The sequence below is a fragment of the Pullulanibacillus sp. KACC 23026 genome (assembly GCF_029094525.1).
Lineage (GTDB): Bacteria > Bacillota > Bacilli > Bacillales > Sporolactobacillaceae > KACC-23026.
In genome coordinates, this window is record NZ_CP119107.1 from 2779696 (window position 1) to 2805175 (window position 25480).

16 protein-coding genes and 1 pseudogene are annotated in these 25480 nt (G+C 37.5%); 3 read left to right on the plus strand and 14 right to left on the minus strand.

Going from position 1 to position 25480, the window contains the following annotated elements:
- Positions 1-41: 41 nt before the first annotated feature.
- The 8 genes from PU629_RS12920 to fucU all read right to left on the minus strand — a co-directional run bounded on the left by PU629_RS12920 (position 42) and on the right by fucU (position 14305).
- Entirely contained in the window at positions 42-1139 is a 1098-nt protein-coding gene (locus PU629_RS12920) for a mandelate racemase/muconate lactonizing enzyme family protein (protein ID WP_275280481.1), read from the minus strand.
- 53 nt (positions 1140-1192) lie between these two features.
- Positions 1193-3595, minus strand: coding sequence for a glycoside hydrolase family 95 protein (locus PU629_RS12925; protein WP_481900431.1), 2403 nt, complete (start codon positions 3593-3595; stop codon positions 1193-1195).
- 217 nt (positions 3596-3812) lie between these two features.
- On the minus strand, positions 3813-5447 hold the full coding sequence (locus tag PU629_RS12930) for a type 2 periplasmic-binding domain-containing protein (protein ID WP_275280483.1): 1635 nt from the start codon (positions 5445-5447) through the stop codon (positions 3813-3815).
- 26 nt (positions 5448-5473) lie between these two features.
- Positions 5474-6367 (minus strand): carbohydrate ABC transporter permease, encoded by an 894-nt coding sequence (locus PU629_RS12935; RefSeq protein WP_275280484.1) that lies wholly within the window; start codon positions 6365-6367, stop codon positions 5474-5476.
- Positions 6368-6392: 25 nt separating this feature from the next.
- Positions 6393-7247, minus strand: coding sequence for an ABC transporter permease (locus PU629_RS12940; RefSeq protein ID WP_481900513.1), 855 nt, complete (start codon positions 7245-7247; stop codon positions 6393-6395).
- Positions 7248-7722: 475 nt separating this feature from the next.
- Positions 7723-10011, minus strand: coding sequence for an AraC family transcriptional regulator (locus tag PU629_RS12945; protein WP_275280486.1), 2289 nt, complete (start codon positions 10009-10011; stop codon positions 7723-7725).
- Positions 10012-10521: 510 nt separating this feature from the next.
- Positions 10522-13635 carry a beta-galactosidase, LacZ type gene (gene lacZ / locus PU629_RS12950; protein ID WP_275280487.1) on the minus strand — a complete coding sequence of 1038 codons (3114 nt, stop codon included), beginning with the start codon at positions 13633-13635 and terminating at the stop codon, positions 10522-10524.
- A gap of 247 nt (positions 13636-13882) precedes the next feature.
- Positions 13883-14305 carry an L-fucose mutarotase gene (fucU, locus tag PU629_RS12955; protein WP_275280488.1) on the minus strand — a complete coding sequence of 141 codons (423 nt, stop codon included), beginning with the start codon at positions 14303-14305 and terminating at the stop codon, positions 13883-13885.
- Positions 14306-14551: 246 nt separating this feature from the next.
- Between fucU and PU629_RS12960 the strand changes: the two genes are divergently transcribed.
- Positions 14552-15565: a LacI family DNA-binding transcriptional regulator gene (locus tag PU629_RS12960; RefSeq protein ID WP_275280489.1), complete on the plus strand. Its 1014-nt coding sequence runs from the start codon at positions 14552-14554 to the stop codon at positions 15563-15565.
- A gap of 112 nt (positions 15566-15677) precedes the next feature.
- On the opposite strand, the gene PU629_RS12965 is transcribed toward PU629_RS12960, so the two are convergent.
- The 4 genes from PU629_RS12965 to PU629_RS12980 all read right to left on the minus strand — a co-directional run bounded on the left by PU629_RS12965 (position 15678) and on the right by PU629_RS12980 (position 19678).
- Positions 15678-16625: an aldo/keto reductase gene (locus PU629_RS12965; RefSeq protein WP_275280490.1), complete on the minus strand. Its 948-nt coding sequence runs from the start codon at positions 16623-16625 to the stop codon at positions 15678-15680.
- Positions 16626-16659: 34 nt separating this feature from the next.
- Positions 16660-17496, minus strand: a complete 837-nt coding sequence (locus tag PU629_RS12970) for an amidohydrolase family protein (RefSeq protein WP_275280491.1) — start codon at positions 17494-17496, stop codon at positions 16660-16662.
- 50 nt (positions 17497-17546) lie between these two features.
- Positions 17547-18560, minus strand: coding sequence for a zinc-binding alcohol dehydrogenase family protein (locus PU629_RS12975; RefSeq protein WP_275280492.1), 1014 nt, complete (start codon positions 18558-18560; stop codon positions 17547-17549).
- Between the two features lie 491 nt (positions 18561-19051).
- Positions 19052-19678, minus strand: a complete 627-nt coding sequence (locus PU629_RS12980) for a TetR/AcrR family transcriptional regulator (protein WP_275280493.1) — start codon at positions 19676-19678, stop codon at positions 19052-19054.
- Positions 19679-19813: 135 nt separating this feature from the next.
- On the opposite strand from PU629_RS12980, the gene PU629_RS12985 reads away from it, so the two are divergent.
- Positions 19814-21229, plus strand: coding sequence for an MDR family MFS transporter (locus PU629_RS12985; RefSeq protein ID WP_275280494.1), 1416 nt, complete (start codon positions 19814-19816; stop codon positions 21227-21229).
- 515 nt (positions 21230-21744) lie between these two features.
- A complete protein-coding gene (locus PU629_RS12990) occupies positions 21745-23523 on the plus strand; it encodes a LysM peptidoglycan-binding domain-containing protein (protein ID WP_275280495.1) in 1779 nt (592 codons plus the stop codon).
- Between the two features lie 331 nt (positions 23524-23854).
- On the opposite strand, the pseudogene PU629_RS12995 reads toward PU629_RS12990, so the two are convergent.
- Together PU629_RS12995 and PU629_RS13000 are read right to left on the minus strand one after the other, a co-directional pair.
- A pseudogene (locus PU629_RS12995) lies at positions 23855-24325 on the minus strand (alpha-N-arabinofuranosidase); the annotation flags it as partial.
- Positions 24326-24369: 44 nt separating this feature from the next.
- Positions 24370-25323 carry a glycoside hydrolase family 43 protein gene (locus PU629_RS13000; protein WP_275280496.1) on the minus strand — a complete coding sequence of 318 codons (954 nt, stop codon included), beginning with the start codon at positions 25321-25323 and terminating at the stop codon, positions 24370-24372.
- Between the last annotated feature and the right edge of the window lie 157 nt (positions 25324-25480).

The following is a 25480-nucleotide window of genomic DNA, read 5'->3' on the forward strand; positions in this document are numbered from 1 at the left end:
CCTTAAAAAATGGACTCTATTAAAAACAATGTGACTTTCTATTAACCAATTCTATAGTCTTCTAATACTTTATTCGTAAATTTACAACCTAATCCCGGTTCTTCAGGAAGTGTATAATAACCGTCAATAACTTTAATGGGATTCTCCCATATATCTAGCAATGATTCGTAACAATATTCAACCATTGGGGCATTCGATGTGACAGCTGCAAGTTGAACATGTAATTTTTGCTGGACATTTGTATGCGGAATAACTTCCAAATTATAACAGCGTCCTAAAGCCGCAACATCAAGCCATTCATCAATGCCTGAAAGTTTGGTACAATCAGCTTGAACAATGTCAACAGCACCCATTTCAATATAGTCTCGGAAATCATATTTTGTATAAATCGTCTCCCCCACTGCTATCGGAACATCCAAACGATGGGCAAGCTCCGCATGTGCTTTTTTATCAAAGGGATGCATGGGTTCCTCTAACCATTCAATATTAAATTCTTCTAAACGCCGTCCCCATGTTATAGCTGTTTTCAAATCCCACACCGTATTAACATCAACCATTAGTTTGACGTCATCACCAAGTGCCTTTCTTACTGCTTTAACCCGTTCATAGTCTTCACGAGGATCAGGGCGTCCGAGCTTCATTTTCACAGCATCAAAACCACGATCAATAATACTAGACATGTCTTGAATCAATTCATCAGTGGTCCATGATAACCATCCGCCATCCGTATTGTAAGCCTTCACTTTAGTCTTGCATGACCCTAAATATTTCCATAAAGGTTGATTTGCAAGTTTCAACCGAATATCCCACAAAGCAAGATCTACTGCGCAAAGACCAACCTGTGTAATGCCTACACGCCCAATAAAGTGATTCGTATAGAAGAGATCTCTCATTAAATTCTTGTGTTCAAGCGGATCCCTCCCCTTTAGAAGAGGAGCATAATTATCTTCAATTACAGTTTGAACCGCTCTCATTCCCTTTGTGTAATTCCAGTTAAATCCCCATCCGGTGATCCCTTCGTCGGTATCCAATCGTACAGCAACAAATTCAACAGATTCAAGACGCGTTTGCGAATCTGTAATCGCTTTCTGTTTTAACGGGACATCTAGTAAGAACGTTTCAACATTTGTGATTTTCATAATAAGTCTCCCTTTAGTATATTTTATTTGAATCCTTTAATAATCTTGTATTTTTAGAGTGAATCAATTATTCCAGAGGCTTCATATTCAATTAAATAAGTTTCTCCAGGTTCTGTATTGAATAATAGGAAATTATTTTCAATGGTGTTAGAGACTCTTACGCCATTATTTGTAACAACAAAAGAATCTCCTTTTTTAATTTTTAGACGACAAGGGTTACCTTTTTTCGAATAAATGAAAACACGTTCAACCCTTCCTTCACGCCAGGAAAAATCAACCTCAAAACCTTTTCGGGCTCTTAGTCCTTTTACTTTGCCTGTCTCCCATTCTTCGGGTAGGGCGGGTAGTATTTCCATTACACCTGTGTGTGATTGCAACAGCATTTCAGCAACCCCTGCAGTAAATCCAAAATTACCATCGATTTGAAAAGGTGGATGAGCGTCAAAGAGATTAGCGTACAGTCCTCCACCATTTTGATAGTTAATATTACGCTCTGATACTAAGTTAAATAAATTCGAGATGATGGCTAAGGCATGATTTCCATCTTTAAATCGCGCCCAAAAACAAATCTTCCAGGCAAGGCTCCAACCCGTCCCCTCGTCTCCTCTAAGTTCTAAAGATCTTTTGGCAGCCTGGAACAAGTCGGGATGTTGACTTTCCGTAATTTGCCTTCCAGGATGGATCGCAAAAAGGTGAGAGGTATGACGATGATGGGGATCTTCTTCCTCAAAGTCTTTTGACCATTCTTGAAGTTGATTCAACTTCCCAACTTGGAAGGGATATAATTTATCTCGAGAAGACCTTAATTCGTTTGTTAGCGACTTATCCAGTTCTAGTACTTCTGCAGCATTAATGCAATTCGTAAACAAATCCCAAATTAATTCCATATCCATCGTGGACGCGACACCAACCCCAACCTTTTCACCATCTGGAGCTATGAAGAGATTTTCTGGTGACGTGGAGGGGGAAGTAATTAAGTAGCCTTCATCATCTTCTACTAACCAATCTAAATAAAATAATGCCGCTTCTTTCATAATAGGATAAGAGCATCTTAGGTAGTCCGTATCCCCAGAAAAATCATAATGTTCCCATAAATGCTGACATAACCAAGCTGATGCCATTGGCCAAATAGCCCAAACCGGACTCCCATGTCCAAAATCTCCTACGGGAGCCGTTTGCCTCCAAATGTCACTGTTATGGTGGGCCGTCCATCCTCTGCAACCATAATTAATTGTTGCTGTCTTTTTTCCATTTTCAACTAATTCTGAAATAAACCTTAATAAAGGTTCATGGCACTCTGATAGGTTGATAGTTTCTGCTGGCCAATAATTCATTTCAACATTAATATTATTGGTCATATTACTGCTCCATGGGGGACGAATATCTTGATTCCATATCCCTTGTAAATTGGCTGGTTGAGTACCTGGCCTTGAACTTGCAATTAAAAGATAGCGTCCATACTGAAACAAGAGCTCAATTAATGAACGGTCGCTTATACCATATTTTTCAATTCGTTGATCCGTAGGTAAAGGCTCCATACTCATATCTGAATTTAAATCCAATTCAACCCTTTTAAAAAGGGAATGATAGTCTTTTACGTGATCATCGAGCAGGTTATTATAGGTTTTGGTGCTGCATTTACTTAGGTGATCCATGACTAATTCTTCTGGGTTTCTTCCTTCTCTTGCAGGTGATCTATTAGATCCGTTAAAACTAGTGGTTGCGTCAAAAACTAAAGTGACATGGGTCGCATCTTTTATATGAAGCAGATGATTATCAAAATAAAGATCGCCGTCATTTTCTATGATACGCAGTCTTCCCTCAAAATGCATCGCTTCTGTACGATCAAGTTCTCCATAAACCACAGGTAAATCATGAGTATAATAGCTTGGTTTCACTTCTTCAGGAGCAATCCCCTTGATAACTAGGTCCTTATCCTCTAAAAACGTCGTATATCTCTGTTTACTAGAGAGTATTGCTGATAATCTTAATGCCTTTGGGTGACTTGCTTTTAAATGTATAACCAAAACTTGGTCAGGATAGGAAATAAACATTTCACGGGTATACAGAACATCACCAATTTGATAGTGAGTTCTCGTAATCGCATTTTCGATATCAAGCTCCCGTTTATAGTTGTCGTATTTATCCCCATGATGCATTTTCAAATAGAGATCTCCTAGAGGTTGATAGGATTGCGTATAAGGACCCATAATTTCATGACAAAGTTTTTCAGCCTCTGAAAACTTTTCCTCTTTTAATAAACTTCTAATCTTTGGCAAACTATTTTTAGCATTAGGGTTGTTTGAATCCTTTGGAAACCCTGACCAGAAAGTATCTTCATTAAGCTGAATATGTTCCTCCTCTACATGACCATATACCATAGCTCCCAGTCTGCCATTCCCTAACGGAAGAGCTTCTGTCCAGAATTCCGCTGACTTATCATATGTTAGTTTCAAGTCATTCACTCCTCTCAAGTATCAATTAGATGTAACTAAAGGATCATTAAAAAGATATACACCAAAGCATTGCTTAACTCAGCTGATAACCTTTTTCAATGTATATCTTGTTTTTAAATCTTCAACAAACGCGAGGGAATTCGCTGCTCTGATAATTAATAGAAAGGCACGCCACCTAATAATTAAGATGGCGCTTTTTCTGTTTAACTATTAAAAATCATTTGAATGATTTATCATAGGACTGCTGCATAATTTGCAAATAACGATTTATACCTAGTTTATCTAAACCTTTAACATAGGTATTCCAATCTTTATTAATGTCTAGGTCACCTGTTATAAATTTAAGGGTATTCTGCTGAACATAATCATCAATATTTGTTTGTAGCATTGCCTCTTCATCTGCAACGGATGGATCAATCCACACTGCCCAAGATGGAAAGACTTCACTAGGCTGTTTGCCATCATATAATTTGGTCGCATCTTGCAGTCTGCGTTCATAGCCATCAGCAGTATAAATTTGTGTAGATTGTACTTGTGCATCTCTAAAGGATTTAGGAGAACCATACTGAGCAGTTGGACCCCATGCGTTATTATCTGGCTTTGCTCCATCCGGTTGAGGAATTGTTGCATATTGAGGTGTGACATTTTTTCCTCCTAGAGCTACATCACCTGATTTCGGCTTACGCCAGTCCACGCCTTCTTTCCCAAATTGCCCTTCAATTTGTCCCTGAGTTGTAAATAAATAGTCGATGATTTTAATCGCAGCAATTTGGGCTTGTTTAGACGCTTTATTTGTTAACACAAAGTCTGCCCCTGGAGCCACAGGATAGTAGTAAGTCGAATAAGAGTCATTCGGACCTTGAAGTGGTGCTACTGCTTGATAGTTTGAGGAATATAGTCTTTTTGAATCATTAACGAACTCACCTGGATGTGTTGCAGCTCCTGCCCCGAGAATTTCCGTATTTGCATTGTTTCCTAGTTTTAGATAGGCATCACCATTTTGTGTAAAGGCACCTGGATCAATAAGTCCTTTTTGATATAAGGTGTGAATATACTCCAACCCTTGTTTCCACCCTGATTGATTGGCCGCAAAACTGACCTTCCCATTATTCATTAACAAGTATTGATGCCCGTCATCATAAATGAACCCATCCATTAAAAAAGGAATAATATTTTGATCCGATACGTTCGTAGATCCACTTAAAGGAATTTCATCAGCTTTTCCATCACCGTTTGGATCCTTTGTTTTAAAAGCTTCTAATACTTTTTCAAAATCCTGTGTGGTTTTCGGCATTGACAAGTTTAGCTTTTTCAACCAATCTGAGTTAATCCACATTTTTTGCGGATAGGAACAATGGTAGCATTCGTTCAATTCAGGGATCCCATAAATGTTTCCATCAGGTGAAACCGTCATAGCTTTAAAATTTTTATTTGTATCGAGTTCCTTCTGAATATGCGGGGCATACTTCTTTATTAAATCATTCAGAGGAATAAGAACACCTTGTTTCCCATACTTTAGGAGCTCATTCGTTGAAAATTGATCAACCCAGGGGATGAGCATATAGGCATCGGGATAATCTCCGCTGGCTAGTGAAATTTGTCGTTTTTGGCTCGCAGTTGTAGAATCCCAGGTAGTGGTTTGAAACTTGAGATTAACATCAAACTTCTTTTCCATTAATTTGGTAAATGAGTTCGTATTCAAATCAGTACCCGTATTTTCTTGAGCAAAGATCGTGAGTGTTGGTTTGCCATTACTAGCTGTTGCATCCGTTTTGTTTGAATTACCACATCCTGATAGCAAGACACTGCAGATTAACACTAAAATTAAACCAATAATCCCTTGCGTTTTCATTAGAAAACCTCTCCTTCATATTGTTTTCAACCTTTGATCGAGCCAATTAGTACACCTTTCATAAAATGTTTCTGAACAAATGGATATATAATTAGCACAGGCAAGCTTGCAACTACTATTAATGAATATTTCATTAAATCAGCTAGCTGTTGTAACTGCATCAACTGACTGGCATTCATTGTTGAATCAGTTGTATTTAAGATAATAATATCCCGAAGCACTAGTTGTAACGGAAAGAGTGAAGCAGACTTCAAATAAATCATGGCATCAAAATAAGAGTTCCATTGAAAAACAGCATACATAAGTACTAATACGGCAATAATCGGCTTCGCTAATGGGAGAACAACTGACCACAGAAAACGAAGATCACTGCATCCATCCATTTCACTTGCTTCCACCAACTCCTCTGGAATACTTAATTGAAAGAAGGTTCTCGCAATAATAACTTGCCAAACTGCTATTGCTTTTGGAATGATCATAGACCACCTTGTATCAAGCATGTGAAGATCTTTGACTAACAAATATTCAGGAATTAATCCACCAGAGAAAAGCATAGTAAATAAAATAAAGATCATGAGTATATTCTTCCCGAAAAAGGTTTTTCGTGAGAGTGGGTAAGCTAACACAACAGTTAACGTGACACTGACCAACGTACCGAAAACCGTATAAAAAAGAGAGTTTGCATAACCTACTAAAACTTCTGAATTACTCAATATTGCCTTATATCCTTTTAATGAAATATCAACTGGCCACAACCAAACTTTTCCTGATGAAACTGCCAGAGGACTGCTGATTGAAGAACTGATAATATATATTAGGGGGTACAGAATTATAATTAGCAGTAAAGATAAAACAATATAAACGATAGTTAAGAAAACCTTATCGCCAAATGTATTCTTTACTGAGCGTGCTTTAATCAATTTTTACACCCTCCTTTATAAAAAGTTACCATAGGCCGTTGCCTGTAACGCGCTTAGCTAAAAAGTTTGAAATCAAAATAAGAATTAAATTTACAAGAGAGTTAAATAGACCAATTGCAGCGGCTAAGCTATAATTAGCATTTAGGAGACCCATTTTAAATACATAAGTCGCTAAAACCTCGGATACACCTAAATTAAGCGGATTTTGTAACAAGTAAATTTTCTCAAAACCTACTGCCATGAGATTTCCTATAGTTAGAATCAATATAATGACCATAGCCGGCATAATACCAGGAAGATCTATGTGGAGAATCTTTTGAATTCGAGATGCCCCGTCCATTTTTGCCGCTTCATATAAAGATGGATCCACACCAGCAAGTGCGGCTAAATAAACAACAGCTGAATATCCTGTATTTTGCCAAGCATCCGACCATACATAGATAGACCTAAATAAATTTGGATCCCCCATAAAATTAACAGAATGAAAACCAAGAGCCACTAATATATGATTTATTACGCCCAATCTAGGTGAAGTCATCATAATAATCATTGAAACAAGCACGACAGTTGAAATAAAATAAGGGGCGTATGTTACCATTTGAACTGTTTTCTTAAATACACCCTGACGAATTTCATTCAATGCTAGAGCGAGTAAAATGGGTAACGGAAAACTTACTAAAATATGATATAGACTCAAAAACAATGTATTTTTAATGAGACTCCAAGCCATTGGATTATTAAAAAAAAGTTTAAAATACTTAAGTCCCGCCCACGGACTGCCCCAAATCCCCTGAACCACACTGTAATCTTTAAAAGCTATTATGGTTCCAAACATGGGGATATATTTGAAAATGATGAAGTAAAGAACTGAAGGTATAATCACCAGATAGAGTTGCCAATGTTTTCGGAAACTATATTTGGCTTTCTGCCCAAGAGTCTTTTTTTTATAAATTGTTGAAGTACTGTAACCTTTATTTAACACGAGGCTACTTTTTTGAATGTTCGTTTTCAGCATAAACTCCTCCCCTTAGTCAACTCCTTGAGTAAAATGAACTACCTTTAATAACATGCAAAAAAATAATTTTCTCCACTCCTTTTCGTTTAAATTTGACCATTTCGATCAGTTACAAGAGAATTAGTTTACCAGTTACGAAGGTAAGATGTTTCCGCTTTCATAAATTGTCAAAAAACTTTTTCTTTGTGATGATTAAGATACCATACGAGCTTAGTGATGTGTAGGTACAATCCATTTCTTATGGTACATCCTTCAGGAATAGCCTTTTTCTCCTACTTTCACACCCGGTAACACAATAAGGTACAATCGATTTATCAAGGTACACAATCGGTACCTATACTTACTGTTGGATTAGATTCCCATTTATTGCTTTCCTGTACTGATTCGGAGTCACATTTAACATTCGTTTAAAGGCTCTCCGAAAGGAATGCGAGCTATTGTATCCAACTGTGCAACCTATATCTTCAATTTTCATCTCTGTTTCAATTAAAAATTGAGCAGCTTTCTTCATTCTAATTTTCTCCAGATACTCCATAAGATACATGCCTGTTTGCTGCTTAAACATTTGTGCCACATATTTTTCCTGTAGATCAAGTTTTTCCGCAATTTCATTTAAAGTTAAGTTTGCATCTCCATAATTATCTTCTAAGAATTCTTTAATAATTCGGATCATCGCATTATCCAATTCAATTTTCTTTTTATTAAATGAACAACAGATCTCTTCAATAGCTTGATTAAATAATTGATGAATTTGTTCTAATCTATCCGTTGATTCCAAACTTTTTAATTTTGTTTGTAAGGCTATTAATTCACTTGATTCATTTTGCCTTTTTATATCTAATGTTTTAAGCAATGTTGCTTTTATTTCATTAATAAGCTGTAAAGCCATCTCAATGGATAATTGATTTTCACTAAAGTTTTCTTCGAAAACTCCATCGAGTAGCGCTTTAGCTGTGGACGCTTCTCCTGTTTTTAAAGCATTAATGATTTGCAATTCTTGATCGATCGTATATTTATATATAATGGTTTCTTTTTTAAATTCATCGTGCCAGAATAAACCAGATTGATTCATTAATACCGAATAATCCATTAATTGCTTAGAATCTTGGAAGGATTGATTCACATCTTCCAATGTTTCAAACATTGATCCAATGGCTATTGTTATAGAAAATTGATACTTCTCTTCAATACATTGAGTGATACTATTAATCTCATTTCTAATCTTTTGGAGATCCTTTGCTTTACTTTCCAATTCAATCCAATATATGAAGACGAGTTGATCAACACTGTAATTTGTAACTTGAATATTCTGATCCAATTGCATTAATGTATCTTTTGTTAATAATCGAGCAATAGCCAGTTCATTATTATGGATCTTGTTTAAATAACCATTGAATTTTAAAATGCCAACATATCCATAATTCTGAGGTTTCGAACCAAAATGTTCATTTATCTCTCTTATTTCATCTATTGAATAAACATCACCTTGAATAAGGCGTTTTAAGTACGTTTCTTTAAGTATAGGAAGCTGATGAGATAATTTATTTTCTAGGGATTTATTTTGGGAAAGAAGCTTCCCAATATTTCCTTGTAAAAAACGATACTCATCTTTTAATTTTTCTCCTTCTAATCCAAGGTGCTCTTTAACCGTTAAAACTAAACCATGTATTGGACCACTATTTTTTATTGCAAATACCAAGCAAATAAAACCACCTAATATTAAGGTCAATAAGGTAATCCAAAGAGACATTCTCTTTACAATATTCGCGCTTTTTAACAGACTACTCTTAGGTATACCGGCTACATAGTACCAACCATTATGAGGGGAATACGATGTTATAAGTAAGGTGTCATTATTTAAGAAACGATGCGTGTTCTTTTTGTACGCCCATGGCCTTAGATTCAAATTCTTTATTTGTCTATTACTAATTCCATTTTTTGCTAAAGTATTTCCATCTTGATCGGTGATGTAGGCCCAGCCGCCGTATAGTTTTTCAAAATTTGTTAAAAGATCATCAAATTGATTTTCATTGATCTGAACAACTAAAGTACCAATAGGTTGATTGAAACTATTTAAAGGAAGGGATTGGACATAATTTATTGTAGTATGTGCACCGTTAGTTTTTGACGTTAACGGAATAAAATCCCCATTATGATTTTTCTCTAGTACATTTTTCTTCCAATCTAAAAAAGAATTATGACTGTAGTTATTTAAAGAATAAAAATCCTTATCCCGATAAAACACAGATTTAGGAGTAATTACGGTTTGATCCCTTTTTATATATAGATAACAATTTTGCAAATAGTCATTCGTAGTCGCATAACTTAGTAAATCTTTTGAAATATTCCATGCGAGGAAAACTGAGCTTTTTTTATCCGAATCTCTTAAATTGAGCAACTCAATGACATCATTGTTAAACGCAAACTGTCTAGTAAAATTTCCAATTTCATTCATTCTCTGATCTAGAACAAGCTCACTTTGTTTTAACACAGAAAAACTGTTTGTAATTGAACTTGAAATTGCTAAATTAATCGAAATTCTATAGATAATAAAGCCCGTTATCATGGGAAGGATTAGAATTAAAAGGTAAGAAATCATAAACTTTTTAAATGTAACTGTGAATCTCATTAATTCTCACATCCTCTAAAAACACTTTTATAGAAAATAGTTTGTAATAAACAGATTTGGAAATACCAAAAAATTTTCTGGAAATGACTCTTGGCGATAGCAGTTATTATGGTAATAAATTTTCTTTGTAATTTCTTCCAAAGTCCTTATACCTTATAAGTATTAAAAAAATGGTGACTCAAGTAACCAAAATCACTGTATGCGAACTTCGAATAAACCCTTAAAATTATTAAATTTTAAAACTAGCTCCTAATTATAAACTCCGTGAGAGAAATGCAGTCTGCCACGGAGTTTTTTAAAATTATTAAGCTATATTTAGTTCATAAGGTTTTTTTCTAATTAACCCATTTTTAAATTCGAATATTCAGTCAACTATTTCGATATAACAAGGCTATCAAATAAAGAAAGGGGCGTCGTTCGAGTATAGTTTGAGCAATATTATCCAATTATGTTGGTTTCTTTTAAAAGGAATAAAGACTGGTCTTCCACCAATCCTATCTCTGTTGCCATTTAACCCTTTAGCCCTTTCAAGTATAGTCGGAAGGTATATGGTCTATTGGCAGGTAACGTAAATTCAGGATGTGTTCGAGAGCCCCAGCTGTCATCACCGCCTACACCCATTTGCTTATAGTTAACTCTAACTACCGTTTTACTAATTTCCGGTAGTTTATAAGCGTGATCGCACTCCTCTAGCTCAAATGGAGTGTACGGCAAAACATTCCATTCAAATGGTGTAGGTGCTGTAATCAAAAAGCCAACATCTTCTAAGTTGGTGACTTTTGCAAACCTAACTTCGGTTTTATTTCCGCATTCCTGGGGGCGGAGATATGGTACAAATTGCTCTTCTACTTTCCCATTATAACAGCCTATTTTTGCCCCTGTTTGACGATCCCAGTAAGACTCATGCGGTCCCTTCCCATACCATGAAATATGCTCAAAACAGGCCTCCATTTCAAAGCTAATGCCAACTGTCGGAATCTCTGGTAAGTATTGGGAGGGTATCAATTCTTGAAGTACTTCAACGGTTCCGTCACCAACTATTGTATAAGTGAGGTTACAGAAAGAAGCTGAGATCGTAGGCAATTGATAGGATGCCGTTACCTCAACATTACCGCCTGACTTTTTCCATTCAAACGCAAGTAATTGTCGATTCAAACTCGCATCACGCCAAGCAGCTAAACGTTGATTACTTCCATTTCCTCGATCGTTATCCGTATATGCTCTCCAAAAATTGGGTTCGAGTGCCCGTTTAAGCAACTCAGTACCCGCTATCAAATAAGAGATCATATTCCCTGTTTGCCTATTAAAGCAGATTGAGAAATCATTTCCGGTAACACGAAGTATTATATCTTCTTCGTCGGTATGCAACCCTAACTTTATGTTACTTTTTGATAAAAGATGGGATCTTAAGGGAGTGAGTTGAAATTGCTCAAATGCGATCTCATGTCCCTGTTTTGCCCACACTGTGTCCTTTGATAATTCCAACCGAACCGTTAACCAATATTCATTAGATCCAGACAAACTCAACGGGACAGTCATTGGAAGGGAAATCGTCTCTTTCTCACCAGGCAGAGTACGAATGCTCATAACTCCATCTTCAACAACTTTTCCGTTTTTGAGGACCTCCCACACTAAGTTAAATTCGCTGAGTGGTGTAAACAAATATCGATTCTCAATAGAGATCTTCCCCTTGCTAAGGTCAACCGAACTGAACTTAACACTTTGATAACACTTTTTAACCTCGTATAATTTTGGTGAGATAGACCTATCAGCAAAGATGAGACCGTTTCCGCAAAAATTGCCATCGTTTGGAGAGTCATCAAAATCGCCACCGTATGCAAAGTATTCGATCCCTTCGGCTGTTCTTGTTCGTATCGATTGGTCAACCCAATCCCAAATAAACCCTCCCTGAAGGACTGGATAACGATCAAACATTTCCCAGTACTTCTGCAATCCTCCGTTTGAATTTCCCATTGCATGACTGTATTCACACAAAATAAACGGTTTTTTAGGATTGCTTAGTGCATATTGTTCGATTTCCTCAATAGGAGAATACATCCGGCTCTCGATATCACTAGCCGCTTCTGATTCACGGTAGTGTACGACACCTTCGTAATGAACTAGACGGGTTGGATCGGCTTCCTTCAGATAATCATGCATCTTAATAAAGTTATCCCCACCAAACGATTCATTCCCAAGGGACCAAATAATGACGGAGGGATGATTCTTATCCCGCTGAAACATGGAGTTGCAACGATCCAGCACGTTTTCTGTCCACTCAGGGCTGCTGCCTGGTATCGCCGTTCCGAGACCTTTTTGCCCAAAAGTCCACGTCCCATGTGTCTCAAGATTGGTTTCATCAATCACATATAAGCCAAATTCATCGCACAATTCGTACCAACGTTGATCATTAGGATAATGTGACGTACGCACTGCATTGATATTATGCGCTTTCATTAATTGTATATCCTTAAGCATGTCTTCGTACGCCAGTGATCTTCCTGTATCACAGGAAAATTCATGCCGGTTTGTCCCTTTTAAAACAATACGCTTACCGTTTATCATCATTAAACCATTTCTTATTTCAATGTTTCGGAAGCCTAACTTGGAACGAACTGTTTCAAAGAGATGCCCCTTTTCATCTTTCAGAGTTATAACCAATATGTAAAGGTTTGGCGTCTCAGCACTCCATTTAAGTGGAGATTTAACATGTGCTGCTGTATGAATATGAATGGAACTCTTAGACCCTATATCCGCAGTGATTTCAAGTGGTTGATCAAACACTGGTTGATGTTCTCTATCAAAAAGAAATACTTCGGCTTTAAGTGTGCCCAGATTCTTTCCAAATTCGTTGAAGATTGTAGCATCCACAATTATTTCTGCATCTTGGTATAATTCATCTAAGTTGGCTTTAACAAAAAGGTCAAATATGTGGGCGTCAGGAGTCGTGTATAAATAAACATCACGAAAAATGCCACTAAGTCTCCAGAAGTCTTGATCTTCAAGCCAACTCGCGTCACACCAGCGGTACACTTCAACAGAAAGTTTGTTTTCACCCTCAATTAGATATGGAGTAAGATCAAATTCTGCGGGAGTGAAGGTGTCTTCACTGTAGCCGACAAACTCACCGTTTAACCATACATAAAAAGAGGATTCTACACCCTGAAAACTGATGAATACAGGCTGGTCTATCCATTCTTCTGGAATAATGAAGGATTTAATGTATGAACCGACAGGGTTATATTCAGTTGGAGCAATTGGTGGCTCAATGTTTTCCTTCCCGTGCCAAGGGTAGCGGATATTTGTGTACTGTGGATAATCATATCCTTGAAACTGCCAATGGCCAGGAACAGAAATGTCATCCCATCCACTTAAGTCATAGTCAGATTCATAGAAATTCTGAATACGTAATTCCGGGTTTGTTGCGAATGAAAATTTCCAAACGCCGTTAAGAGAAAAATAATTAATTGAAGAAGTATTATCTAGCCTTAGTGCTTCTTCCAACGTTCGAAACGGTATCAATGTGGCGTGCGCCGGCATGCGGTTTAATTGAAAAATTTCAGGATTATTATTCCATTCTGGATAGCCATTTTTCGGTGGTTTATAGAGGTATTTCTGTGGCATTTGATCATACTCCTACTTTATATAGTTAATTTGATCCTGATCCTTAGCATCGAGAAAAAATAAATACCTCCATTAATAAAAAAGTATTATATTTATGGATGTGATTCTATATTGTTTAAATATAATGTATCTTCCTTATAACGCGGACACAATAAATCCTTTTTAACAACCTTATTGACTGTTCTTTGTGGAATTCATTAATTGGTACCTCTTTAATCTTATTTAAAGAATCAAGTACCTGAAAAAGTTAAATAACCCCTTTTTTTAGCAAAATGTTTCCATACAGAGCGGTTTCTCCAGTTTGAATAACAGCGTATGTTGCTTTTGTTCTTTCATAGAAGGCAAATCGTTCAATATATTCGATTTTAAATGGCTCACCACTTTTCTTTAAAATGTTTTGATACTCATTCCAAATGTCTGGCTTTGCATGATCGCCCGGTACTACTTGCATGAGTCCCACTTGCGTTTTAGAATAACAATCTAACGGGAATAATTTCATAATGGATTCAAGAAGTCCCGGAATTCTTAGACCATCAGCGCGAATAACTCTAGAATTTAAAGAAGATCCGGGAAAATTAGCATCTGCTAAAACGACTTCATCACCATGGCCCATCTCCATAAGGACTTTTATCATCTCTGGAGATAAATTTTTAGGGATACTTTTAAGCAATTCCATTCCCCCTTTCACCCTAAGACGTTAAGTTATTTTTATGATATCGATAACATTAATGTATCTGAAAACACACCCCTCGTCAATCGTTGAAGACAGAAAATTATGTATGTTAGTCATTTTATTAGTAGCTACTTAACAACTTTGATTGTTTTTGTTACCGATAACATTAAATTCTTGCCAAAGTAATATCGTTAAACTAGAATAATAGTGGTAAAACTTAAGGGTGTCATAAGGAGTTGGACGATGGTTACAATTTATGATATAGCCAAAAAGGCAAACGTGTCTGCCATGACCGTTTCAAGGGTCATTAATAAATCTGGAAAAATTAGTAAAGAAACTAGAAAAAAAGTTGAATCAGTCATTAAAGAACTAAATTATATCCCTAATAACTCAGCTAGAAACTTAATCACTAAGAAAACAAAAATCCTATCCCTAATGATTACAGATATCTCTAACCCTTTTTTCACAAGTGTTGCAAGGGGGGCAGAAGATAAAGCCATGCAAATGGGTTACCAGTTACTATTGTGCAATAGTGACGAGAACTTTGAGAAAGAATCTAAATATATGGATATGTTAATATCTACTGGTACAGATGGGGTCTTGATTGCTCCAGCAAACGAATCTTCAAAGAAAAATATACAAAAATTGACTAAACATGCGATTCCATTTGTATTACTGGACCGAAACATCCAAGGTTTGGAATGTGATCAGGTTCTAAGTGATAATTCAGCAACAACTAGGACTTTAATTGAGCATTTAATTGATCAAGGACATAAAAGGATCGCCATCGTTAACGGACCTTTAGATGTCTCAACTGCACGTGAAAGACATCAAGCTTATATAGATACATTAAGGATTCACGGCTTAACCATTGACGAGAATCTCATTAAAGAAAGCCAATTCCGTGAAAGTAATGTGTCAGATACCATTCAACAGCTGCTTAATTTATCACCGGATCGGCGGCCTACTGCCATATTTGCAACGAATAACTTTATTGGTTTTAATACACTTAAATTTCTTTTCAAATTAGGTGTTAAAGTTCCAGAGGAGGTTGCAGTTGTCTCTTATGATGTCATTCCCAATTATTCCGAAAATGAATCGATCTTAACAGTTGCCGAACAGCCTGCCTATAACTTTGGATATATGGGGACACAATTATTAATCGAACGAATAGAGGGAACAGCACCCGAAAAGCCACGAAAAATTATACTGCCAGCTGAAATACATTTCAGAGCTTCTTCGCTTTTTACCAAATAAAAAGCCTTAAAACACTGCTTTAATAAAACACCTTTCTCAATTAAAATCTGATTACCTTCAGATTGAATGGAAGGTTTTTTTTATGAATTTATCTAAACTTTAAAGGTCAGTTTTAATTACTTCTATATATATCTGAATATTCAAGTTTACCACTTGGCCAGGTTTTGTTATGAATTGGTTTTAAAATATCGAGAACCATTTCTAATAGTTCCTCATCAATGGTTTCATCTGCCCATTTTACATTTTTTGTGATATTTTCAACGCTTGCCGAACTTACCAAGGTGGTTGGTATATTTGTATTTTGCACAGAATATTGAATTGCCAGCTTCGATAAATCGGCCCCTATTTCCTCACAAAACGCCGCTGCTTTTTTACATTGATCTCGAATCTCTTGATCGGCAGGATGCCATTCGGCAATTGGTCTTGAGCTTAAAAGCCCCATTGATAACGGAGAAGCGTTAATGATTCCTATATTTTGGCTTTCAAGTAAAGGAAGGCGTGATAAAAGAGAATTATCGTTTAGAGAATAATGACAATAAGACAGGATGACATCCAATTCGGCTTTTTCCAAGATTTTATCAAAGATCATCAATGGAAGACCTGAGACGCCAATGAAACGTGTTTTTCCTTGTTTTTTAAGTTCTTGTAAAGCAGGAATTCCGTCCTCCATTATTTGATCAAATGATCCAAATTCAATGTCATGAAGAAGAAGGATATCGACATAATCCGTCTGTAAACGTGAAAGACTCTCTTCTATGCTAGACAAAATTCGTTTTTTTGAGAAGTCGAATTCCTTCTCACCGTAACGGCCAGCTTTTGTAGATAAATAGAAGGTGTCTCTTGGAATGTCTTTGATCGCTTTTCCTAGAACTGTTTCAGCTTTGGTTAATCCATAGTAAGGCGATACATCAATAAGGTTAATCCCTTGATCTATTGCTGTGTGAACGGTTTTAATACCTTCACTCTCATCGATCTCCCGAAAAACAGATCCAAGTGAAGAAGCGCCAAAACTAAGAGACGATACATTTAATCCCGTTTTTCCCAGCTTTCGATAATCCATTTAAAAGGCCTCCCTTTAATTAAACGTTCTTTTTTTATAACTTATCTAGTTGATAAAACTCTATTGCGTTAGCTCCAAAAATTCGTTCTATCTCAACAGAAGTTATATTTCTTGGAAGTGTATCCTTCAGCAATTGATAAACTTGGTTATAACTGGCAGACAGTAAACAAACCGGCCAATCACTTCCATACATGACACGATTTGTTCCAAATTCCTCTATGATGTGATGAACATAAGGGATAAACTCTTCTATTCGCCAGTTATTGTGATTAGCTTCTGTCACCATCCCTGATAATTTACAGTAGATATTTGGATGTTTTGCAATTTCGGAAATCTGTCGTTTCCATGGTTCAAGCTCACCTTTTGCAATGTTTGGTTTTGCTATATGATCAATGACTCCTCGGATAGACACTTGATTTAGTAATTTTAAAAGAACAGGAAGTTGACTGGCTTTTACTAGCAAATCGATAGGAAGATCTAATTCCTCTAAATAGGCAAACGCTTCCAAATAATGCGGTTCTAAAATTCTACTTTCATCTGGCATATCTTGTATCATAATACGGATCCCGATGAATTTCGGATGTTCTCTAAACTTATTAAGCTGTTCCTTATAGGTTGGATCCTCTAAATCAACCCATCCTACGACGCCAGCGATTGAAGTAGAATGTGTACTCAAATCCAAAATGAATTCAGTTTCTTCAATTGTTGGAGCTGCTTGAACAACAATGGTTTTATCTATATTATTTTCTTCCAGGTGCTTCTTTAAATCGTTTACCATAAAATCTCGATATAGGACAGGGATATCTGGGGTAATCCAGCCATAATCAGCTCTGTTAATCTTCCAATAATGCTGGTGAGCATCAATTCGCATTGGAAAACTCCTTTCCTCTATTTCGATAATTCTAGCAGATAAGGCTCATATCACATTTGAACGATGGCCTTCACCACACCTGTCTCGGGCTTCATCCACTCATCAAAATGTTCAATCATTTCCTCAAAACTTGAACGATGGGTGATGTATGAACCCACATCAACTTTGCCTCTCTTAATCGAATTGATGACATGAACAAAGTCTTCTTTAGTCGCATTCCGGCTTCCCATTAAGGTAAGTTCTTTGGCATGAAAATCGGGATCAAAAAACATAATATTAGATCGGACTAATCCAACATAAATTAACTTTCCTCCATTTGCCGGATACTGAAAAGCTCCTTCCATGCTTTTTCGATTTCCTGTCGCGTCAAACACAATGGTTGGCAGATCCCCTCCCGTTATTTCTTGGATCGAATCAATAGGCGACTCTAAAGCATTTACGATAAAATCTACATTTGCCCAACGTTGACAAAAACCTAATCGCTCTTGATTTATATCCATTGCAATAACCTTTGCCCCCTCTTGTTGGGCAAAAGCCATCACACCCAATCCAATAGGGCCTGCACCTATAACAAGGGCATATTCACCTTTTTGAATGCCTGCTCTTCTCACGGCATGAGCGCCGATACTTAAGGGTTCGACTACGGTTGATTCATCGAGCGACAACCCATCAGTTTTGATGAGGTTCTCATGAGGGACAGAAATCTTTTCGGTCATTCCTCCATCAATATGTACACCTAATACCTTCATTTGCGCACAGCAATTGGTTTTGCCTCGCCGACATGCCACGCATTCACCGCATGCTAAATAAGGAATTACCGTAACCTGATCTCCTTCTTTTAATCCTGCGTCGTTTTCACCTACCCATTCAATTACACCGGCCAATTCATGCCCTAAAACTCTTGGATAGACAAAAAAAGGCTGATTGCCTTTATAAGCGTGATAATCAGTACCGCAAATACCAATTTGTTTTATGGCAACGATCGCTTCTCCTTGTTTTTGGGTTGGATGCTCCGCTATGACCGGTTTAAACTCGTTTGGTTGTTCACAAACGATGGTTTTCAATAATAATCTCCCCTTCTATATAAAGACTTATTTTCATTAGAGGTTCTGTTCAAGACCGTTGTTGATAATAGGAGGAAACAGGCCCGCTTTCCGTGAGAGTAGAGCCTCTTTCGTCTAATTCTAAAGCAATTAGAAAATCAACATTCAATATTAACAGAGTCTAATTAAAATAGGGTTAAGTTATCGATAACACTAATTTAACATCGCGTGTGACAACCGTCAACAAATTATTAATCATCCTCTCTCCTAGGGACCTTAAAAATTTTACGTTAAACAAAATCACAATTAAAAATCGTTTTTATACTTACTATTCATAATTGGTTAACAAACTAGATGGATTTTATAAAATTTAACAATAGCTATATTAATTGATCTTTCTCTATTTAAGTTCGGATTCAAAATTTTTGTTTGTTTATTAAATTGATAAACGCCCTCACTTGAAAAGGGACGGTTCTCCAGTGAAAGGAAAACCATCCCTTTGTTTTGAGGTTTCATTCGGTTTTCGAATGAGACGCGAGAACCGTCCCCCTGTTTCCTGAAAAGATCGGCAGTAGGACTTCATCCACTAACTGGATAAGGTAGTCTTTTGTTACAGTGCCACCGCTTATGATGTTCACAGAACGTAATAGATCAAAGGGTAAACTCATTTGCATCGAAGTGAATTCATGATTGATTTCTCCACGTTCTTTGGCAAACCCTTCTATCTTCTTCATTATTTCAATATTACTTTCACGTGCCCTAATTGACCACTGTTTAAATTTTTCATTTTTCTTGCTTAACTCCAACAACATGGCACTTAGAACTTCTGGACTAGCGGCGTCAAAAAATTGTTGGTAAACTTCTACAACACCTAGTAAGTCCAAACGCAGGCTGCCCTTTTCTTGCACTAAATCAATCATATTACCACCAAGAGCTTGTGTGAATTTATAACGAACCAATGCGTGCAATAGATCAACAGGTGTTTCATAGCGTCGATAGATGACTGTCCGACTGGTTTCAGCTAGTTTGGCTACATTTTGGAAGGTCATGCTCTCATAACCTGATTCATGAATAATTTTATCTGCCGCCTCTAATATCGCTACTTCTAATTCCTCACCGCGTTTTCGTTCATTTCCCATGGTATACCTCCCGCTTAGTTACTACTCATTATTTTACCATTAATTTAAGATACGCATTGTACTTTATATAATTCAGGTGTATACTTCTTAATATCAAGATACAGATTGTATCTTAGAAGAAGAGGAGTGTAAGTTATGACTAAGAATAAGAATGAGAAATTACCGAAAGAACTGATCAACATAGCGCTTGTGCTTGTACTTGGGGCAATTGCTCCCATGCTAGATACAACGATGGTGAATATAGCGGTTAATAAATTTGGTACTGACTTTCATACGTCACTTGATGTCATTCAGTGGGTCATTACGGGTTATGTTTTAGCAACCGGAATTGCCGTCCCGTTTTCTGGATGGCTCATCAATCGATTTGATGGAAAACACATTTATTTAGCGGCAGAATTCCTATTTTTAGTAAGTTCTATTCTTTCAGGGATTTCTTGGAACATCGATTCTCTTATTATTTTCCGTATTATACAAGGTTTTAGCGCAGGTCTTATCATTCCATTACTGACCACATTGTTAGTTCAAACGGCCGGACAAGAAAATATGGGGAAATTGATGTCGATCGTTGGATTGCCGATTATTCTTGGTCCCATACTTGGACCTGTAATTGGTGGAGGAATTGTCGAATACACTTCATGGCGCTGGATCTTTTTTATCAATATTCCAATCGGACTAATTGCCTTATTTTTTATATACAAAAAACTACCAAATTTTGCTGCATCTAATAAAGGTGCCAAGCTTGATTGGCTAGGTGTCATTTTGTTAGGGGGGCTATCCGCCAGTTATATATACGGGATTACCCAAGCCGCATCAGGTTCTGGATTCACTAATTCTAAAACAATCGGATTCATTCTATTGGGTCTTCTTCTAACGATTGTTTATGTGATTTACGCTTTATTAAAATCCAAGAAAGTCATTCTTCCTTTGAGTTTGTTTAAGTATAAGAGTTTTACAGCTTCCATTGTCGCCTTATTCTTAGCGGGAATTGGGACGAATGGACCTATGCTGCTTTTGCCTCTATTCTTTCAAAATATTAGACACGATTCCGTCATTCTTGCAGGTCTCTCGCTCATCCCACAAGGTCTTGGTATGCTGGTTGCTCGACCAATGATTGGTAAACTAACAGACAAAATAGGAGCAAAGCTCGTGGTGGTCGTCGCGATCGTTATTACTCTCATCGGGACTGTTCCTTTTCTATGGTTTTCACAGAGTGCTGACTATTGGCTAATCGGAGCGGTCTTATTTATTCGCGGAATTGGCGTAGGAGGCATTACGATTCCAGTTATGACGGATTCATACACAGGTCTTTCTAGGAGTCAAATACCGCAAGCTAGTATTGCGACGCGCATTATACAAAATATAGGCGGTGCTTTTGGTTCAGCGCTATTGGCCACGGTTGTTGCCAATCAAATGATGAATGTGGCTCCAAACCTAACCCATTTAACATCCGCCTATCAAACTGCCTTTTTGGTTGCCAATATTTTAACAGTCGTTATGTTCATTCCCGCCCTATTCTTAACAAATAAAGCAAAAAGGAAGGCAAAGGGTTGATGTAAGAACTATTATCTAATGGAATGAAACGGTTCAATGCGAGTCGTCTTATTTAGTATAAAAATTGATAATGGGGCGGATCTGATAGATTATGGACCGCCCTATAAAATTAAACACTCTGCTTGAGGCATGTGATGTATCGGCTAGCGTTTTGCTTTGCCCAGCTTGAAAACTCACCAAACCAAAATAAGAGCCTTCAATATTGTTAGTTTGTTTCTGACAGTTTACTATCTATCAATTCAAGTTTCTCTTCACCATCTCCTCAATCACTTTCCTGCTTTGCCTATTTTTATTGTTCTGTACTCTGTAACTATGGTCCTTGGTCAATCTCGGCCTTATTCCCAGCAACATCAATCGTTATGCAAATAAAAAGAAAGTTATCCTATTTCTGAAACAGAAGAACCGTCCCCGCGTTTTGCGTAGGTTCATCGAATTATTTATAATGGCTAGACATATATTTTAGTTTAAAAAGAGCAATCGTTTTACACTTTATCTGTAAGGAGGGATTGACAAGTATGGGTGTTGGGTATTTAACCGTACAATCCCGAACGGCTAATGGGGCGTTACCACTAGAAGGAGTTCGAGTGAGAATCAGCAATCAACAAGGTCAACTACTCTATGAACTAACCACAGATCGGAATGGAGAAACCAAACCAGTTCCTTTAGAAGCAGTAGACAGAAAATTTTCGCTGGATCCGACTTATTCAGGAGATCCATATTCTATTTATATTCTAGATGCAGAAAAAGAGGGCTATAATTCCTTACACATTGCAGATGTTCAAATTTTTGACGGCGAGAAAGCCATTCAACCTTTAGTATTGATCCCCATGCGTGCAGGGCAAAAAGTTCCTATCCAACAGACGCTCATTATTGGAAAACCTGCCATTCAAATGACAACCCCCAGAAACCCAGCTGGGCCAATCGTTGAACCTCGTATACTTCGACAAGTCATTATTCCAAATCCAATTACTGTTCATCTAGGTGCACCTAGTGAAGATGCTTCGAATGTGCAAGTGACCTTTATCGATTATGTTAAAAATGTTGGGAGCAGTGAAATTTATTCAACATGGCCAAAGGCTTCGCTTGAGGCTAATATTTATGCCATCATTACATTTGCTTTAAATAGGGTTTTTACTCAATGGTATAGAAGCCGCGGCTTTAATTTTGATATCACAAACAGTACCGCCTACGATCAATATTTTGTGTATGGGCGAACCATCTATGAATCTATAAGCCAGATTGTTGATCAAAACTTTAACCAATACGTTCGAAGAGAAGGCCAAATCGCCCCATTTTTCACCGCGTTTTGTAATGGCACGACTGTTACTTGCGATGGGTTATCCCAATGGGGGACCGTAACTTTAGCCGATCAAGGTATGTCAACAATGGAGATCTTGCGCTATTATTTTCCAGATGATATTGAATTATCACAAACCAATATCATCACAGGGATCGTTGAAGGATTTCCAGGTAATAATCTTCAGTTAGGCAGTACTGGACTCGATGTGCAAGTGGTTCAGTATAGTCTGAAACGGATTAAGCAAACCTATCCTGATCTTCCGGCTATTACTGATGAAGAGGGTAAATTTGGAGATAGTACAAAGGCAGCGGTCATGGAATTCCAGAGTGTGTTTGATTTAACTTCCGATGGTATTGTTGGAAAAGCAACATGGTATAAAATCTCTTATATATACGTTGCGGTAGCCAAGCTCGCCAGTTTAGAAAGTGAAGGGACTAACTTGGGCATTGGAACCATCCCACCGAACTCAGTCCTTCAAAAAGGATCCATTGGGATAGATGTGATCACCCTTCAATATATTCTAAGTGTTATAAGCGCGTTTTATCCTACTGTTCCAGATCTGACACCAGACGGCATTTTTGGTAGTGAGACAACTAACTCTGTTATGGCCTTTCAGAAAACAGTGGGCTTAACTGCGAACGGGATCGTCAATGCCTCAACCTGGAACGCGTTATATAATTCCTACTGGGGCATTAAGAATAATATCCCAATTAATTATACGGTTCAATCTGGAGACACACTATGGTTACTCGCTCGGAGGTTTAACACCACTGTTGAGGCCATAAAAGACTTAAATAACCTGACAAGTGATGTGCTCAATATTGGGCAGACGTTGAAAATTCCTGGTAGATTCATTACCTATACCGTCCAGTCAGGAGATACGCTTTGGTTACTGGCACAGAAGTTTAATACCACCGTTAATGCCATCAAAACGACGAATAACCTAAGTAGCGATCGAATACTAGTTGGGCAGACACTGTTTATCCAGCAGTGATTTCTATTATTTATTTCTCTATTAAAATGACACATCATCCAGTAGGACTTGACAATCACCAAAATATCCCAGCCTCCCATTTATCAATAACTTCTGACAAATGGCTCGCCTTTCCTACAAAATACGGCTTTTTCGCATTACTCTAACGGTTACCAACCAAAGAAGGCGGTGTCCCAAAAGGCTAAATTTTGAGACACCTCTTCATTTGCCTGACCTGAGCTATGACCAACTATCTGAGCTTTTCATCTTTTCAAGTGTATTTGATGCTTCTTGCTTTTGCGTTTTTTAAATAGGAACTATCCATTCTCTTTTTAAAGACCCACATCACTATTTCCCTGCGCCAATTTGACATTGGTGATTCGCTTTCAAATGTCATGTATTCGACCCACTCAGACATCTCTTGAACAGTCCCGCTTCCAACGTTGCCGCAAATATACGGTTCCGCGCCTAATAACTCGCACAGAAGCATAAATTCATGCGTTCCGAAGTGATTGTTCTCAACGACACCGCCCCAGTGCGTATTAACCATCTTTTTTCGCGTCTCTCTTGGTCCAATGCCATCCTTCCAGTGATATTCATCCGCAAAGCACCCACCTGGCCAACGGAGGACAGGCGCCTTAATATTCTTCAAAACAGTGAGAACGTCCTTTCGAATTCCATACGTGTTAGGAATCGGAGAATCTTCCCCTACCCAAATTCCTTCATAGATACACCTCCCGAGGTGCTCTGAGAAATGACCATATATGTTTTTATTAACAACAATAGACTGACTCAATCCCCCCCAAACCCAATCAATTTTTATTAAAAACTTGCTTATAAGGATAAGCGCTTTCCCAGACATTTCTACTATTTTATAAATTCCCTGTTCTGAACCAAGTTTCCAAAATGGGGGATCCCGTCCTCATCCCAATCAAATGGTTGAGCGCAAGTATGTCGATTCGGATCATATAAAGGGTTACCAGTTATTTCTTTATAGTTCCTGGCATGATAAATGAGGACATCTTTTAATCCATCTTCTGAAACGGTAAAACTATTATGTCCAGGACCAAATTTATTTACCTTTTCATCCGTTTGAAAAACAGGTTGCGGGCTTTTTGTCCAAGATGCGGGATCAAGAAGTGGACTTGACTCATCCGCCGATAACATCCCCATACAATAATGGTGATCGGTTGCGCTTGCCGAATAGGTGATGAATAGCTTTCCCTTTCTTTTTAATACCGCGGCTCCTTCATTCACAAGAAAACCACTCTTTTCCCAGTCATACTCAGGCTTAGAAAGCATCACTTGCGGGCTTTTGATCGTCCATGGGTTTTCCATCTCGGCAATGTAGAGATTAGAGTTTCCTTCGATAGTCGGATCTTTTTGAGCCCATACATAATACCGCTTAGACTGATGTTCAAAAGTTGTGGCATCTAAAGAGAAGGACTCCCAATCTGTTTTCACTTGCCCTCTCTCAGTCCATTGCCCCTCTAATGGATTGGATGAATGATTCTCAAGCACATACATACGATGATCAAACTCTGCCTCTACTCTTGCTGCCGCAAAATAGACGTACCAGCTCTTATTAATAAAATGAATTTCAGGCGCCCAAATATGTGAACTCATTGGGCCTTCTAAACGCTTGGTCCATACCGTTCTCTTCTTGGCCTCATTAAGACCTTGTATGGTTTTTGAACGCCTTAATTCAATCCGATCAAATTCAGGGACTGATGCGGTGAAATAATAGTAACCATCTGTGTGTTTATACACCCAAGGATCAGCTCGTTGTTCAACAATTGGGTTTTTAAGTTCATAGTCCATAAAAGCACCCCTAGAAGTTTATTTGATTAATTAATTAGTTAATCATTAATCTTTTTGTTTATAATTATTCTATTTCCAATAGATCAAACTGTCAAATAAAACGGTTTCAATAACCTGCTATTTTTATAGCGTAATTATTCAGAGACGAGAGGACCAA

What these genes read in the sequence shown, in the direction of transcription:
- PU629_RS13000 (WP_275280496.1), bottom strand. Translation starts at nt 25,323, where the DNA reads ATGGACTATGAACTTAAAAACCCAATTGTTGAACAACGAGCTGATCCT.
- PU629_RS12930 (WP_275280483.1), bottom strand. Translation starts at nt 5,447, where the DNA reads ATGAAAACGCAAGGGATTATTGGTTTAATTTTAGTGTTAATCTGCAGT.
- PU629_RS12965 (WP_275280490.1), bottom strand. Translation starts at nt 16,625, where the DNA reads ATGGATTATCGAAAGCTGGGAAAAACGGGATTAAATGTATCGTCTCTT.
- PU629_RS12985 (WP_275280494.1), top strand. Translation starts at nt 19,814, where the DNA reads ATGACTAAGAATAAGAATGAGAAATTACCGAAAGAACTGATCAACATA.
- PU629_RS12945 (WP_275280486.1), bottom strand. Translation starts at nt 10,011, where the DNA reads ATGAGATTCACAGTTACATTTAAAAAGTTTATGATTTCTTACCTTTTA.
- PU629_RS12960 (WP_275280489.1), top strand. Translation starts at nt 14,552, where the DNA reads ATGGTTACAATTTATGATATAGCCAAAAAGGCAAACGTGTCTGCCATG.
- PU629_RS12920 (WP_275280481.1), bottom strand. Translation starts at nt 1,139, where the DNA reads ATGAAAATCACAAATGTTGAAACGTTCTTACTAGATGTCCCGTTAAAA.
- lacZ (WP_275280487.1), bottom strand. Translation starts at nt 13,635, where the DNA reads ATGCCACAGAAATACCTCTATAAACCACCGAAAAATGGCTATCCAGAA.
- PU629_RS12990 (WP_275280495.1), top strand. Translation starts at nt 21,745, where the DNA reads ATGGGTGTTGGGTATTTAACCGTACAATCCCGAACGGCTAATGGGGCG.
- PU629_RS12980 (WP_275280493.1), bottom strand. Translation starts at nt 19,678, where the DNA reads ATGGGAAATGAACGAAAACGCGGTGAGGAATTAGAAGTAGCGATATTA.
- PU629_RS12970 (WP_275280491.1), bottom strand. Translation starts at nt 17,496, where the DNA reads ATGCGAATTGATGCTCACCAGCATTATTGGAAGATTAACAGAGCTGAT.